General features: G+C 64.8%; 14 protein-coding genes and 1 pseudogene. 9 read left to right on the top strand and 6 right to left on the bottom strand.

Annotation, left to right across the window (positions count from 1 at the left end):
• Positions 1-53 precede the first annotated feature (53 nt).
• From ccoG to V9K84_RS05300, 3 genes are all read left to right on the top strand, one after another.
• Positions 54-1,466, top strand: coding sequence for a cytochrome c oxidase accessory protein CcoG (gene ccoG / locus V9K84_RS05310; RefSeq protein ID WP_043860893.1), 1,413 nt, complete (start codon positions 54-56; stop codon positions 1,464-1,466).
• 39 nt (positions 1,467-1,505) lie between these two features.
• Positions 1,506-2,915 (top strand): GntR family transcriptional regulator MpaR, encoded by a 1,410-nt coding sequence (mapR, locus tag V9K84_RS05305; protein WP_043860894.1) that lies wholly within the window; start codon positions 1,506-1,508, stop codon positions 2,913-2,915.
• Positions 2,916-3,023: 108 nt separating this feature from the next.
• Positions 3,024-3,857 (top strand): hypothetical protein, encoded by an 834-nt coding sequence (locus V9K84_RS05300; RefSeq protein WP_088515167.1) that lies wholly within the window; start codon positions 3,024-3,026, stop codon positions 3,855-3,857.
• A 14-nt stretch (positions 3,858-3,871) separates the two neighbouring features.
• On the opposite strand, the gene V9K84_RS05295 is transcribed toward V9K84_RS05300, so the two are convergent.
• The 5 genes from V9K84_RS05295 to V9K84_RS05275 form a co-directional block, all read right to left on the bottom strand.
• Entirely contained in the window at positions 3,872-4,300 is a 429-nt protein-coding gene (locus V9K84_RS05295; protein WP_168186851.1) for an actin depolymerization factor/cofilin-like domain-containing protein, read from the bottom strand.
• Positions 4,301-4,450: 150 nt separating this feature from the next.
• Entirely contained in the window at positions 4,451-5,071 is a 621-nt protein-coding gene (locus V9K84_RS05290) for a cell wall hydrolase (RefSeq protein ID WP_054915118.1), read from the bottom strand.
• Positions 5,072-5,135: 64 nt separating this feature from the next.
• Positions 5,136-6,440: an FAD-binding oxidoreductase gene (locus V9K84_RS05285; protein WP_088515169.1), complete on the bottom strand. Its 1,305-nt coding sequence runs from the start codon at positions 6,438-6,440 to the stop codon at positions 5,136-5,138.
• Positions 6,437-7,525 carry a polyamine ABC transporter substrate-binding protein gene (locus tag V9K84_RS05280; RefSeq protein WP_043860898.1) on the bottom strand — a complete coding sequence of 363 codons (1,089 nt, stop codon included), beginning with the start codon at positions 7,523-7,525 and terminating at the stop codon, positions 6,437-6,439. Before V9K84_RS05280 ends, V9K84_RS05285 begins: the two co-directional genes overlap by 4 nt.
• Positions 7,526-7,573: 48 nt before the next feature.
• Positions 7,574-8,932, bottom strand: coding sequence for a glutamine synthetase family protein (locus tag V9K84_RS05275; RefSeq protein ID WP_043860899.1), 1,359 nt, complete (start codon positions 8,930-8,932; stop codon positions 7,574-7,576).
• 173 nt (positions 8,933-9,105) lie between these two features.
• On the opposite strand from V9K84_RS05275, the gene V9K84_RS05270 reads away from it, so the two are divergent.
• From V9K84_RS05270 to V9K84_RS05255, 4 genes and pseudogenes are all read left to right on the top strand, one after another.
• Positions 9,106-10,020, top strand: a complete 915-nt coding sequence (locus tag V9K84_RS05270; protein ID WP_088515170.1) for a helix-turn-helix domain-containing protein — start codon at positions 9,106-9,108, stop codon at positions 10,018-10,020.
• Entirely contained in the window at positions 10,010-10,219 is a 210-nt protein-coding gene (locus tag V9K84_RS05265) for a DUF6434 domain-containing protein (protein ID WP_043860901.1), read from the top strand. Before V9K84_RS05270 ends, V9K84_RS05265 begins: the two co-directional genes overlap by 11 nt.
• A 97-nt stretch (positions 10,220-10,316) precedes the next feature.
• The gene (locus tag V9K84_RS05260; RefSeq protein WP_173925090.1) at positions 10,317-10,748 is read left to right on the top strand and encodes a hypothetical protein; all 432 of its coding nucleotides are present in this window, start codon (positions 10,317-10,319) and stop codon (positions 10,746-10,748) included.
• Between the two features lie 9 nt (positions 10,749-10,757).
• A pseudogene (locus V9K84_RS05255) lies at positions 10,758-10,951 on the top strand (hypothetical protein); the annotation flags it as partial.
• 124 nt (positions 10,952-11,075) lie between these two features.
• On the opposite strand, the gene V9K84_RS05250 reads toward V9K84_RS05255, so the two are convergent.
• On the bottom strand, positions 11,076-11,537 hold the full coding sequence (locus tag V9K84_RS05250) for a GNAT family N-acetyltransferase (RefSeq protein ID WP_058541365.1): 462 nt from the start codon (positions 11,535-11,537) through the stop codon (positions 11,076-11,078).
• Positions 11,538-11,616: 79 nt separating this feature from the next.
• Between V9K84_RS05250 and V9K84_RS05245 the strand changes: the two genes are divergently transcribed.
• The gene (locus tag V9K84_RS05245; protein WP_168186852.1) at positions 11,617-12,555 is read left to right on the top strand and encodes an AraC family transcriptional regulator; all 939 of its coding nucleotides are present in this window, start codon (positions 11,617-11,619) and stop codon (positions 12,553-12,555) included.
• A gap of 124 nt (positions 12,556-12,679) precedes the next feature.
• Positions 12,680-14,872 carry a TonB-dependent siderophore receptor gene (locus V9K84_RS05240; protein WP_088515172.1) on the top strand — a complete coding sequence of 731 codons (2,193 nt, stop codon included), beginning with the start codon at positions 12,680-12,682 and terminating at the stop codon, positions 14,870-14,872.
• The last annotated feature ends 69 nt before the right edge of the window (positions 14,873-14,941 follow it).

The following is a 14,941-nucleotide window of genomic DNA, read 5'->3' as shown; positions in this document are numbered from 1 at the left end:
AGATGGGACGCCATAGTGCTCTGGCCTGATCGAGGCCTGATGAGCGACGAACCATGAGCGAACGAATTCCCGTCCAGATCGTTGAAATTGCCGAGCCCTCCACGTTCAAGAAGAAGGCCGCCAGCAGCGACAGACACATCCACACCCGTAGCTTCACCGGCTTTTTCCGAAACCTGCGCCTGGGTGGCGCGGGTTTTCTGTTTCTGCTGTTTTTCGGCACCGTCTGGCTGAACTGGGACGGGCGCCAGGCGGTCCTCTGGGACCTGGCCGACAGCAAGTTCCACATCTTCGGCGCCACCTTCTGGCCGCAGGACTTCATCCTGCTGTCGGCGCTGCTGATCATCTGCGCCTTCGGCCTGTTCGCCATCACCGTGTTCGCCGGGCGCGTCTGGTGCGGCTACACCTGCCCGCAAAGCACCTGGACCTGGGTGTTCATGTGGTGCGAAAAGGTCACCGAGGGCGAACGCAACCAGCGCATCAAGCTCGATGCGGCGCCCTGGGGCCCCAACAAGCTGGCGCGCCGCGCAGCCAAGCACACCCTGTGGCTGGGCGTCAGCCTGCTGACCGCACTGACCTTCGTCGGCTACTTCACCCCCATCCGGCCACTGACCCAGGAGCTGTTCACCCTGCAGCTGGGTGGCGTCAGCCTGTTCTGGATCCTGTTCTTCACCGGTGCCACCTACATCAACGCAGGCTGGCTGCGCGAGGCGGTGTGCATGCACATGTGCCCGTATGCCCGGTTCCAGAGCGTGATGTTCGACAGGGACACCCTCACCATCGCCTATGACCCGCAGCGCGGCGAGTCGCGCGGGCCGCGCAAGAAGGACGCCAACCACAAGGCCCAGGGCCTGGGCGACTGCATCGACTGCCACATGTGCGTGCAGGTATGCCCCACCGGTATCGACATCCGCGACGGCCTGCAGATGGAGTGCATCGGCTGCGCCGCCTGCATCGACGCCTGCGACAGCATCATGGACAAGATGAGCTACCCACGCGGGCTGATCGGCTACAAGTCCGAGCACACCCTGCAAGGCGGCACCACCCAGTGGATGCGTCCGCGCCTGCTGGGCTACGTGACCGTGCTGGTGGTGATGATCGGCGCCCTGGTGATCGCCCTGCAGCAACGCCCGATGGTGTCGATGGACGTGATCAAGGACCGCGGCCTGTTCCGCGAGAACGCCCTGGGGCAGATCGAGAACATCTACACCCTCAAGGTCATCAACAAGACCCAGCAGCCGCAGACCTACCGCCTGCGCCTGGTGGACGCAGAGGGCTTCGAACTGCATGGCAAGACCGAGTTCACCCTGGCGGCCAGCGAAATGAGCGATATACCGGTCTCGGTGGCGATGCTGGCCGACCGTGCGCCCAGCAGCTCCCAGGAGATCAGCTTCGAACTCATCGACACCGACCAGCCGAACGTGCGCAGCCTTGCGCGCAGCCGTTTTGTCGCGCCTTTGAACCGCTGATCACATACACTCCGCTGAGTCAGACCGCCCAGAGCCATGATGAAACGCTACGAGAAATTCGCCGACGACATTGCCGAACTGATTCGCTCCGGGGTACTCGGCCCCGGCCAGCGCGTGCCGTCGGTGCGTTACGCCAGCCAGACCCACGGGGTCAGCCCGTCCACGGTGTTCCAGGCCTACTACCTGCTGGAGCGTCGCGGGCTGATCCGGGCCCGGCCGCGCTCGGGCTACTTCGTCAACACCCACGCCCCGCGCCAGTTCAACGAGCCGCAGATCATCGAGCAGGCCAGCGAATCGACCGAGGTGGACGTCAGTGAGCTGGTGTTCTCGATCCTCGACTCGATCAAGGACCCGCAGACAGTGGCCTTCGGTTCGGCGTTCCCCAGCCCCAACCTGTTCCCGCTGCCGCGCCTGGCGCGCTCGCTGGCCAGCGCCAGCCGCGAGATGGACCCGCGCATGGTGGTCACCGACCTGTCGCCGGGCAACCCCCAACTGCGCCGCCAGATCGCCCTGCGCTACATGGTCGGCGGCTTGATGCTGCCGATGGAAGAACTGCTGATCACCAACGGTGCGCTGGAGGCGTTGAACCTGTGCCTTCAGGCGGTAACCGAGCCGGGTGACCTGGTGGCCATCGAGGCACCGGCGTTCTATGCCTGCCTGCAGATTCTGGAGCGGCTCAAGCTCAAGGCGGTGGAGATTCCGGTGCACCCGCGCGAAGGCATCGACCTGGGGGTGCTGGCGCAGACGCTGGAGCGGCATCCGGTCAAGGCCGTGTGGTGCATGACCAACTTCCAGAACCCGGTGGGCGCGAGCATGCCGGAAGACAAGAAGAAGCAGCTGGTCGAGCTGCTGAGCGTGCACCAGGTGCCGCTGATCGAAGACGACGTGTATGCCGAGCTGTACTACGCGCAGCAGGCGCCCAAGCCGGCCAAGGCATTCGACACCGAAGGGCTGGTGATGCATTGCGGTTCGTTCTCCAAGAGCCTGGCGCCGGGCTACCGGATCGGCTGGGTGGCGGCCGGGCGCTATGCGCAGAAGATCGAGCGGCTCAAGCTGATGACCTCGCTGTGTGCATCGATGCCGGCGCAGGCGGCGATTGCCGACTACCTGCAGCATGGTGGCTACGACCGCCACCTGCGGCGCCTGCGCTATGCGCTGGAAGAGCAGCAGAACGCCATGCTGGCGGCGATTGCCCGGCACTTCCCGGCGCAGACGCGGGTCAGCCACCCCAGCGGCGGGTACTTCCTGTGGTTGGAGCTGCCGGAGCAGATGGACTCGCTGAAGCTGTTCCAGATGGCATTGGCCCAGGGCATCAGCATTGCGCCGGGGCCGATCTTTTCGCCGACGCGTCGGTTTCGCAACTGCATCCGCCTCAATTACGGCAGCCCCTGGACCGAGCAGTCGGAGCAGGCGATGGAGACGCTGGGTCGGATTGTGCGGTCGTTCTGAGGGGCTGGCATGACGGCCAACGACCCATCGCGGGTCGGTGCAGCCTCTTGCCCACACCCGCACAATCGCGCACCATCCCCTCCCGCACTTGCCCACGGATGGCCCCGGATGAAACCGCTGTACCTGCTACTGGCCCTGCCCCTGCTGCCCGCCTGCAGCCTGATCGGTTTCGTCGCCAAGGAAAGCGCCGTGGGCGCCACCAGCCACTACGGCTTGAGCAGCACCACGCTGATCGCCGAACTCCCGCCTAACCACGGCGTCACCTACAACGCCAGCTACGCCCCGCTCGACCCGTACCGCTGCACCGTGGCCTCCCCCGCCACCGGCGGCATGCGCTCGCGCCCCAACCAGTACCGCACCGACCAGGCCGATGCGCACCCCGACGCGCGCACCGTCACGTTCAGGATCCCGCTGACCTACACCATCGGCAGTTGCACCCAGCAACTGGACAACATCACCGTGAGCATCAAGTCCCCCAGCGGGCGGTACAGCCTGGCGGGGGTCAAGGTATTGCCGGCACTGCCCGACGGCACTGGGCCGGTGCGCGACGCAGACCCCGAGCTGGTCGTGCGCCGCCTGTGCGGCACGGCCTACCACATCGTGCCCGGGCATGAGCGCCACGTGCTGGCCAGGGACATCGACTGCCTCGCCGCCGACAGCCAGTGGCAACCCCTGGAGCGGACCTCCAGGCACCCCGGCCCGGTCGCCAACATCGCCTACACCCAGCTGAACAAGACCGACCTGCGCTTCGTGTACCGCCTCATCGACAAGGAGTGGCCGCTTTATCCCGAGAACTGGTCACCGGTCGGCAATGGCATGAAGCCCTGCGCTTCACAATGGAAGTGGGTTGGCGAAGCCTCCTGCAGTTATCGTGACCCGACATTTTCGACTTTCCAGATGGACGGTCGTGAATGCACTCTTTATCCAGGCTGTACAGAGTAAGCCCGAATGGATATTCACCGAATTGCAAGGCCTTTACTAACCTTAGCCAGAACCAAGTCGTATTCAAGCTCATCTTTTTCAGTTGCCTGAATCTCTAAAGAAATACCAGTTAAAGCAACTTTAAGTGCATCCTTACTGGAGGCATACACCATCCTTTTTCTTTGGGAGACTGAATCAGTTATGTATGCAATAAACAAAATTTTATTTCGCCTCCCCTCAGCGGTTTCAAACTCAAAGTCGACGACAGCATATCGCGCGTCACGCGGGGTCAGCGCGCTCAGAAAATCCTCGTAGGTTGCGGACCTATCGCCTGTTGACTCAACAACAACCTCCTTGTAATCATCCGAAACCTTGAAAACAATATACCTAAGCGCTTTACTTAATTTGAGCGAATTGTAAGCATTCCGACACTCATCCGCCACTAACACACCAGTGCTTGCCATGGCCATCATCCTCGTCCAGATCAATCGCGTACCACTCCAACTCACCGCGAAGTCAGGCATCAACATACAACAGCGCCTAATCAACCGACACTGGCAAAGTTATCAGGTTACATACTGCTGAAAACATGCTGCGCCCTGCTTACCGGCCAATCACCGCGCCTCCCCGTCACGCGGTTTGTAGAAAATAAACTTCGAACTTTCGGCTGTCTTTCTATAGGCCTTCGCCCACGCGGGATGCACATGGCGGTCATGAAAGTACATCGCGCCATCGGTGCTGTCGGTCAGTTGCTGATTCAGCGCCTTGCGCGCGATTTCCTTGGCCACGGTGTACTGCACCGGCTCTTCCACATCGTCCGAGCGCCCGTCGCACCACCACGAGAACTGGCATGTGCGCTCCTTGATGCCCTGCTTGACCACCTCGCACACGGTGCCCGGAAACCCTTCGTGCCCCAGCCGGTTCATCACCACGCTGGCCACACCCTGCATGTCCGCCGCCTCACCGCCCTTGGCCTCCCAGTAGAGGGTGCGCGCCAGGCAGGTGATCGCGTCATCCAGCGCGGCCTCGCCCTTGGGGTCGACCGCCTGCACTTCGCTGCGGGTGATGGCCTGGTCGCTGGGTACGCTGGCCTCGCGCCCCTGTTCGGCAGCCTTCTGCTCCAGCACCTGGGCCTTGTCTTCGGCTACCGCCGCAGGCGGCGCCGCGGCGGCAGAGCCCGGCAGAACAGCGATCAACCACACGGCAAGACAGCAAACTGCAGCGAATGAGCGCATGACCGAGCCTTCTTGTGAGCCTCTGATAGATGCACAGTAGCTGCAACCGGCGATTTGCGCCGCCCTACCCCAGCAGCTCGCGCAGGCGGTACCACAACATGCCCAGCGCCAGCAGTGGCGAGCGCAGGGCCGGGCCGCCGGGGAAGGTCATGTGCGGCACCTTGCTGAAGATATCCAGGCCCTGGCTATGCCCGGCGTGGATCGCCTCGGCCAGCAACTTCGCCGTCCAGTGGGTGACGTTCACCCCGTGCCCCGAATAGCCCTGGGCGTAGAACACGTTGGGGTGCTGCTGCAGGCGTCCCACCTGCGGAAAGCGATTGGCGGTAATGCCGATCTTGCCGCCCCATTGAAAGTCGATGCGCACATCCGCCAGCTGCGGGAACACCTTGAGCAGCTTGGGCAGCATGTAGCCGGCGATATCCGCCGGGTCGCGCCCGGAATAATGGCAGGCCCCGCCGAACAGCAGGCGCCGGTCGGCAGTAAGGCGGTAGTAGTCCAGGCCGACCTTCTGGTCGCACAGCGCCAGGTTCTGCGGGATCAGCCCAGCGGCGCGCGGTGCCGACAGCGGCTCGGTGGTGATGATGTAGCTGCCGGCCGGCAGCACCTTGCCGCTCAGGCGTGGCTCCAGGTCGTCCAGGTGCGCATTGCACGCCAGCACCAGGCTGCCGGCCCGCACGCTGCCGCGCGCGCAGCGCACCTGCACGGTGGGGCCATGCACCAGTTCGAGCACCGTGCTGTGCTCGAACACCTGCCCCCCCAGCGACGCCGCCAGGCGCGCCTCGCCCTGCACCAGATCGAGCGGGTGCAGGTGGCCGGACCCCATGTCCAGCAGCCCGCCGGCATACACCTTCGAGGCCACCACCTCGTGCATCTGCTGCGGCCCGTAGAGTCGGGTCTGGTGCCGATAGCCCAACCCCTCCAGGCTCTGCTGTTCAGCCTGGAACGCTGCGTACTGCGCCGGGGTATTGGCCAGCTCGCAGAAGCCCCAGCGCAGGTCGCAGTCGATGCCGTCCTCCTGCACCCGGCGGCCCACCACCTCCACCGACTCGATGCCGGCGCGTTGCAGGTAGGCCACCCCTTCCTGCCCCACATAGCGGGCAAACCCCGACACCTCGTGGCCGATGCCGCGAATCAGTTGCCCGCCGTTGCGCCCGCTGGCGCCCCAGCCGATGCGCCGCCCCTCCAGCAACACCACCGAAAGCCCGCGGCGAGCCAGTTCGATGGCGGTGTTGACCCCCGTGAAGCCACCGCCGATCACGCACACATCGGCGATCAGGTCCTGCTCCAGCGTCGGGTAGTCGGCCTGGCTTCTGGCCGTCGCTGCGTAGTACGAACGGGCGTGTTGCGCATTGCCATTCACGTTGTTCATTTGTTCGATTTCACTTTGCTCCACGAGCGGGTCATCAAACGCATGATGGCCGGCGTGGGGGTGCTGGAGATATACAGTTTGTCGAGCACCGCCTGGGGCGGATACACCTCGGGGTTGTCGACCAGGTCGGCGGCCATGTACTGGCGCGAAGCCGGCGTCGGGTTGGCGTAGCCCACCAGGGTGCTGACCTTGGCGATCACCTGCGGGTCCATCAGGTAGTTGATGAAGGCGTGCGCCTCCTTGGGGTTGGTGGCGTCGGCCGGGATCGCCAGCAGGTCGAACCACAGGTTGCTGCCCTCCTTGGGAATCGAATAGGCGATGTTCACGCCGTTGTGGGCTTCCCTGGCGCGGTTGGCCGCCTGGAACACGTCGCCGGAGTAACCGAAGGCGATGCAGATATCGCCGTTGGCCAGGTCCGTGACGTACTTGGAGGAATGGAAGTAGGTGATGTACGGGCGCAGCGCCAGCAACTTGGCCTCGGCCTTCTTGTAGTCCTGCGGGTTTTCGCTGCGCGGGTCCAGGCCCATGTAGTTGAGCACTGCCGGGAACAGCTCGTCGGCCGAATCCATGAACGACACGCCGCACTGGCTGAGTTTTTTCAGGTTCTCGGGCTCGAACAGCACCGCCCACGAATCGATATGGTCGATGCCCAGCACCTGCTTGACCTTGTCGACGTTGTAGCCGATGCCATTGGTGCCCCACAGGTAGGGCACCGAGTGGCGGTTGCCGGGGTCGTTGTCCTCCAGTTTCCTGAGCAGCACCGGGTCGAGGTTCTTCCAGTTGGGCAGTTGCGAGCGGTCCAGCTCCAGAAACGCCCCGGCCTTGATCTGGCGCGCCAGGAAGTGGTTGGACGGCACCACCACGTCGTAGCCGGTGCGCCCCGCCAGCAGCTTGCCCTCCAGGGTTTCGTTGGAGTCGAACACGTCGTAGATCACCTTGATCCCGGTCGCCCCCTGAAAGTCGGCCAGGGTGGTGGGGCCGATGTAATCGGTCCAGTTGTACACGCTGACGCTCGGCTGGGCCTGTGCGGCGGCCCCCCACAGCAACCCCAGGGCCACCGGCAACACGGATTTCAACAGACGCATATCGACACCTCTTCTGATTGTTTTATCGATGATCGGCAGGTCAGCGCATCACACGCTCAGCAGCAGGAACTCGCGCTCCCACGAACTGATCACGCGCTTGAAGTTCTCGTGCTCGGCGCGCTTGACCGCCACGTAGCCACGCACGAACTTGCTGCCCAGGTAGCGTTCGATGGTCGGGCAGTCTTCCATGTGCGCCAGCGCGTCCTCGATGGTGATCGGCAGGCGCAGGTTGCGCCGCTCATACGCACGCCCCTGCACCGGGGCGCTGGGCGCGATGCCCTCGACCATGCCCAGGTAGCCGCACAGCAGGCTGGCGGCAATCGCCAGGTACGGGTTGGCATCGGCGCCGGGCAGGCGGTTCTCAACGCGCATCGACTCGGGGCTGGAGGTGGGCACGCGCAGGCCCACGGTGCGGTTCTCTTCGCCCCACTCCACGTTCACCGGTGCCGAGGTGTCGGGCAGAAAGCGGCGGAACGAGTTGACGTTGGGCGCGAACATCGGCAACACCTTGGGGATGTACTTCTGCAGGCCGCCGATGTGCTGCAGGAATAGCTCGCTCATGCTGCCGTCGTCATTGACGAAGATCGGCTTGCCGGTGGCGCTGTCGACCACGCTCTGGTGCAGGTGCATGGCGCTGCCCGGCTCGTCGCCCACCGGCTTGGCCATGAAGGTGGCGGTGACGTTGTGCTTGAGCGCGGCCTCGCGCATGGTGCGTTTGAACACGGTGATCTGGTCGGCCAGGTCCAGGGCGTCGCCGTGGCGGAAGTTGATTTCCATCTGCGCCGGGCCGTCTTCGTGAATCAGCGTGTCCAGGTCCAGGCCCTGGGCCTCGCACCAGTCGTAGACGTCCTCGAACAGCGGGTCGAACTCGTTGGCGGCATCGATGGAGAACGACTGGCGGCCACTTTCGGCGCGGCCCGAACGGCCCAGTGGCGCCTGCAACGGCAGGTCCGGGTCTTCGCAGCGCTGGGTCAGGTAGAACTCCATCTCCGGTGCCACGATCGGTTGCCAGCCCTTGTCGGCGTACAGCTTGAGGACTTTCTTGAGCACGTTGCGCGGCGACAGCTCGATGGGGTTGCCCTGCTTGTCGAAGGTGTCGTGGATCACGATCGCGGTGGGCTCCAGCGCCCAGGGTACCGGGTAGATGGCCGTCGAGTCGGGGCGGCAGAGCATGTCGATGTCGGCCGGGTCGAGCAGGTCGTAGTAGATCTCGTCCTCGACGAAGTCGCCGGTCACGGTCTGCAGCAGCACACTTTCCGGCAGGCGCATGCCTCGCTCATGCAGGAACTTGTTGGTGGGGGCGATCTTGCCGCGGGCGATACCGGTCAGGTCGGTGACCACGCATTCCACTTCAGTGATCTTGTGTTCTTTCAGCCAGGTGGACAGCTGATCGAAGGGGGTATTCATGAGAACCTCGTTGTCGTGATGCAGGGCATGCGCAAGGGTGTGTGTGGCGCGGGCGGGCAAGGCCTGGCTTCCCCTGCGCCGCGTTGAGGTCTATCTTGGTGCCGCAGCTGCGGCTGCATCTATCCACTTTGAGCAGAAGAAAATGCACCAAAGCAGTGCATTCAGAGGTTCTCATGACAACCCCGTCGCCCTTGCGGGTACAGGCCTTCACCAGTGCCGATGTGGCCGAACAGGTACGCGCCACGCCAGGCTGGGCACAGCACTACCAGCAGATGTCACCCGGGCACTTTGCCGGGATGGTGCGCTGCCTCGACCTGCAGGGCGTGGAGGTGTACGAAGAGCGCATGAACACCCGGGTGGAGCAGAGCTTCAGCGCCCCCGGCGGTTCGCTGTCGTTCTGCTTCGACCGCAGTGACAACAGCCTGTACGTGCTCAATGGCGAAAGCCGCAACATCTGGATCACCCCCGAGAACTACCAGGAAGTGGCCGTCGTGTTCGGCCCTGCGTTCGTGCGTGAGCACGGCGTGGACGTTGCGGCGCTCGAAGGTCTGTTCATGGCACCGCTCAATTCCCAGCGCAATGCCTTGTTCAGCGGCTGGCTGAGCAGTACCCTGACGCGCCTCTCGCAGAGCGAGGACGCGCCGTGCCAGCAGGTGCTGGCCAGGCAGTTGCTGGACGATTGTCTGTACATTCTCGACACCGCCTCGGTGTGCCTGGACCGCGGCGAGCTGTGGCGGCGCACCGAGGAGCGCACCATCATGCGCAAGGTCAGCGAATGGGCGGCAGATTCGCCGGAGGAGTCATTGAACCTGGTGCAACTGGCGCAGGTGGCCGGCAGCTCGGTGCGTCAGTTGCAGCATGCGTTCAAGGCGTACACCGGCATCACGCCCAGCCACTGGCTGCGCCTGCGCCGCCTCAATGGCGCGCACCGCGAGCTGCTGACCGCGCGCGGCCACACCGTGGCGGAAGTGGCAATGCGCTGGTCGTTCTGGCACCTGGGGCGGTTTTCCAGCAGTTATCAGGCGCTGTTCAAGGAGTTGCCCAGTGAAACCCTCAAACGACGCAAGGAGACACGGTATGGCTTTTGACTGGCATGGCGGGGTGATTACCCGGGATACACCGGTGGGCGAGGATTACCGCAACACGCAGAACGTGCGGCGGTTCATGCGTGAGCAGTGTGGCGAGGATTTCAGGTTCGACCGGCCGTTGATGGCGTGGATAGTCGATGGTACGGCGCGGACGATGGGGGATGTGGTGGATGAGTGGGCCAGACGTCGTAGTGCTTAGCTGAACCCGCGACATCCCTGCGCAAGTACCCACTGGCAGCCCAGGCTGGTATTGTGCCGCCCTGCAAACCCAACTGGATGACTGTGAGGAAATGACGTTGAACGCTGATGCGAACATGACCGGGGACCTGTTCGAAGTCGACAAGCGCCTGGGCCTCAAACCCGTGGTGGACTTCAACACCTACCTGCGCGCCGCATTCGCCGACGGCGCCTGCGCATGCAGCCGCTGCCTGGAAAACAAGGGCGACGAGAGCGGCTACGCCTTCGCCCATACCTTCGACTTCCAGGGCCAGGTCACCCATCGCCGCTTCGCCACCACCACCGCAAGCGATGTGCTGATGGTCCTGAAAAAAGCCTGGCTGTCCTACACCAAGGCCGAACTGGATGTCAGCGGCAACCTGGACCTGGACGCCATCAAGGCCTTCGTCGAGCCACAGCTGCACAAACGCCTGGTGCCACTGTTCGTCGCCAGCGGGCTGGTTGTCGAGGTCGACGGGCAACTGGTGCTGCAAGCCCAGGCCGCCGCCTGACGGCCATGCCTGGGGCGCAAGCGCGGGCAGCACAGACCCACCATGACCGTCACCGGCAAGGCCGGCTCCTGGGACCACTACGGCCTGCAACTGGACGCAGGCGGCCCACTGAACCAGCAAGGCACCGTGCGCGGCGCTTCGTCGCCGACGAAGACCCGAGCCCGTCGTTCATCGACTACGCATGGAGCAGTACATATTCGCTGTAGGGCGCGCTGCACGTCGACCTGAGCCCCGTCACCACCGTGGCGTGGGGATGAGGTGCTGGGGTCGCGGGCGCGATGATCCTTGTGGGAGCGGGCTTGACCCGCGATTGCAGGCGACGCGGTGTCACCTGCCCAGCGCCCTGGCCATCACGATGGTGCGCTCTTCCCCCTCCACCACCTCGCGTACCACCGCATACCCCAACCGCGCATAGAACGCCTGCGCCGTCAGCGAGGACGGTACCCGCAGCGCCTGCACCCCCGACGCACCGGCCAGCTCTTCAACATGCAGCATCAAGGCCCGACCGATGCCCAGCCCCTGCCGGTCCGGCGCCACGAACACCGTGCGCACCACGTCCCCCTCCAGGCTCGCGGTACCCACCACCTGCCCGCCCAACTGCGCCACCACCACCTGCCGGCGCGCCATCAACCCCAGCAGCGCCTCGGGGGAAAAACTCTGCTCCACCCGCGCAATCACCGCCGGCGAATAATCCTGGCTGTTGCTCGTGCGCAAGGCCTGGACAATCACCCGGCTGATCGCCGGCGCATCCGTTTCCAGTGCTTGGCGCACCTGACATGTTTCGCTCATCACCGCCCCACTCCAGCCACCCTGCATTTGAGAATGAATGCTATTATCGCCTTCCTTTTTTCGACACCCGAGCCCTGTCTTGTCCGCGCCCACCCGCTACCTGCTGAGCGACTTCCATGCCCTGGGCCAGCGCTACGACGTGCACTATAGCCTGCCCGAAGGCGACGGCGGCGAGGACGATCCGTGCCTGATGCAGGGCCATATCAGCGAACATCGCCTGGCCCCCGGCTTCAGCCTGGTGAACTCCGACGTGCAGGCCTTCCACACCTACCGCGCCGATTCGCTGGACATGCCCGACCTGACCCTCGCGCTGGTACTCCAGGGTCAGGCTTCGATCACCTACACCCGCACCCAGCCCCTGCAACCAGGCGCCTGCATCACCGCGCTGTGCGGCGATGGCCGGCCGATGTCGGCACTGCACCGCGGTGGCGCGCACCTGCGCGGGCTCAACCTGTCGCTGCGCCGCCCGCAGGATGTGGGCGAAGAGGCCTTGGCCGAGCTGATCGAGGCCCGCCTGCGCGGTCACGGCTCGGCCCTGAGTTGCTGGGCCCTGCCCGCGCACTTGCTGGCGGGCATCGAAGACATGTTGTCCGGTCGCTGGCAAGGCACCCTGCAGCATCTGTTGTGCCAGGGCCTGAGCCTGCAACTGCTCAGCCACGGCCTGGCCAGTTTCGACAGCCTGCCGGCCCCTTCGTCGGGCCTGTGCCCACGCGACCGGCTGATGCTCGAACGGGTGCGCGAGCACCTGCACCAGCAGCCCGGCGACGAGCACGACCTCACCGAACTGGCGCGCCTGGCCTGCATGAGCAGCAGCTCGCTGCGCAGCAAGTTCCGCGCGCTGTACGGCGAAACGGTGTTCGGCTACCTGCGCAACCGGCGCCTCGACCAGGCCCGCCAGTTGCTCGAACAGGGCTGGCAGATCCAGCAGGCCGCCCACCATGTCGGCTACCGCCACGCCAGCAATTTCGCCACCGCGTTTCGCCAGCGCTTTGGCCACGCCCCCCGCGAAACCGCCTGAAGTTCCCCACCCGACGCACGCTTTGGCAGCGCCCATAAGCAGTCTGGCATCTGCCAAACGTGGCCCCGCAAGCAACTGTGAATAATACGCAGACGATAACGATACTCTGCGGAGAACGATTCCCATGCAGCGCCGCCTTGCCCCCTCTACCCGACCGATCAGCAGTGTGCGTATCGCCCTGCTGGGCGGGGCCTTTGTCTCCCTGATGGCCAGTGCCGAGGAGGCCGCCGAAAAGCCGGTGCTGACACTGCAGGCCACCGACGTACAGGGCGAGGCGTACCGGCCGCAGACCACCGAAGGCAGCGCCAGCTACACCACCGGCGCGATGTCCACCGCCATCGGCTTGCCGATGTCGATCCGCGAAACCCCGCAGTCGGTCAGCGTGGTGACCCGCCAGCAGATCGAGGACGAGGGTCTGAGCAACACCGCGCAGATTCTCGACAGCGCGCCGGGCATTTCCCATGTGCGCAACGACAGCAATCGCCTTTCGTTCTCGGCGCGTGGTTTCACCATCGACAACTTCCAGTTCGACGGCCTGGCCTCGCCGATCAACGGCTTCTGGAACTTCGGCGCCACCGAGATGGACTCGGCCATCTATGATCGCGTCGAGATCGTGCGCGGCTCCACCGGCCTGCTGACCGGCGCCGGCAGCCCGTCGGCGGCGGTCAACTTCGTGCGCAAGCGCCCGCTGCCCGAGTTCGCCGCCAGCGGCTCGGCGGGCATCGGGCGCTGGGACGAGCGACGGGGTGATATGGACGTGTCGGCCCCGCTGACCGAGGACGGGCGCATCGCCGCGCGGGTGGTGGCCGCCTATTCGCAGAAGGACAGCCACGTCAGCTACCTGGACTACGGCTCGCGCACCTTGTACGGCGTGGTCAGCAGCGAACTGGGCCCGCGCACCCGGCTGACCACCAGCCTGGAGTACCAGAAGAACGAAACCGACGGCATGGGCAGCGGCTTTCCGCTGTTCTACAAGGACGGCGGGCGTACCGACTTCGGCCGCTCGGCGGCCAACAACACCAAGTGGGGCTACTTCGGCACCGAGTCCACCACCGCCTTCGTCGACCTCGAGCACCAGCTGGAAAACGACTGGAAGCTGCGCGCCGCCTACAGCCGCTTCGAAGGCAACTACCGCATGCGCTACCTGTACCGCGGCGGCTACCCGGACCGCGAAACCGGGCGCGGCATGTCGGCCAGCTTCCTCAAGTACGAGGGCGAACGCACCCGTGACGACTGGCACCTGACCGCCAGCGGGCCGTTCCAGCTGCTGGGCCGCAGCCACGAGCTGGCGTTCGGTGCGATGAGCATCGACGACGACCTGACCATCGACCAGTTCAGGCCGCTGGGCACGGTACCGGATACCGGCAACTTCATGGACTGGAACAGCAACCACATTGCCGAGCCCGCCTGGTCCAACGTGCGTGCCTCGGGCGATGCCACCCACACCCGGCAGAACGGCGGCTACGCGGTAACGCGCCTGTCGCTGGCCGACCCGCTGCACCTGATACTCGGCGCACGGGTCAGCAACTGGGAAATCGACCAGGACTACTACGGCAGCCTGCGCCAGTACCGCTACCGCAACGAAGTGACGCCCTACGCGGGGCTGGTGTATGACCTGAACTCGACCTACAGCCTGTACACCAGCTACACCAGCATCTTCAACCAGCAGAACGCGCGCGGGCCGGACGGCAGCATCCTCGACCCGGTGACCGGTGACAGCTACGAGGCCGGCATCAAGGCCGGCTACCTGGACGGTCGCCTGAACGCAGCGCTGGCGGTGTACCGCACCCAGCAGGAGGGTTTGGCCGAAGCGATCCCGGGGGTGAACGTGGAGGGGCGCCCCAATGAGCAGGCGTACAAGGCCGGCACCGGGGCGCGGGTCGACGGCTTCGACCTGGAACTGGCCGGACAGCTCACCGAGCAGTGGAACCTGTCGGCCAGCTACACCCACTTCATTGCCCGCAATGCTGACGACAAGGCGATCAACACCAACCACCCGCGCACCCAGGCCAAGCTGTTCAGCACCTACCGTCTGGGCGGTGTGCTGGACAAGCTGACCGTGGGCGGTGGCGCGACGTGGCGCAGTGGCGTGTCACGCAGCGACGTGGCGATGCCGGGCGGTTTCACCGACCTGGAGCAAGGCGGCTACACGCTGGTCAGCCTGATGAGCCGTTACGCCCTCAACGACCACCTGAGTGTCAGTGCGCATGTCGACAACCTGTTCGACAAGCGTTACTACGAGCAGATCGGCTTCTACAGCCAGGGCTGGTACGGCGAGCCGCGCAACCTGCGCCTGAGCGTGCGCGCCACCTTCTGATGTGGCCAGCCATTCTGGCTCCTGCAGGCACGGACCTGTAGGAGCCGGCATTGCCGGCGAAGAGGCCGG

Source organism: Pseudomonas sp. AE27, assembly GCF_037113495.1.
Lineage (GTDB): Bacteria > Pseudomonadota > Gammaproteobacteria > Pseudomonadales > Pseudomonadaceae > Aquipseudomonas > Aquipseudomonas palmensis.
This window is presented reverse-complemented; position numbering and strand designations above follow the sequence as displayed.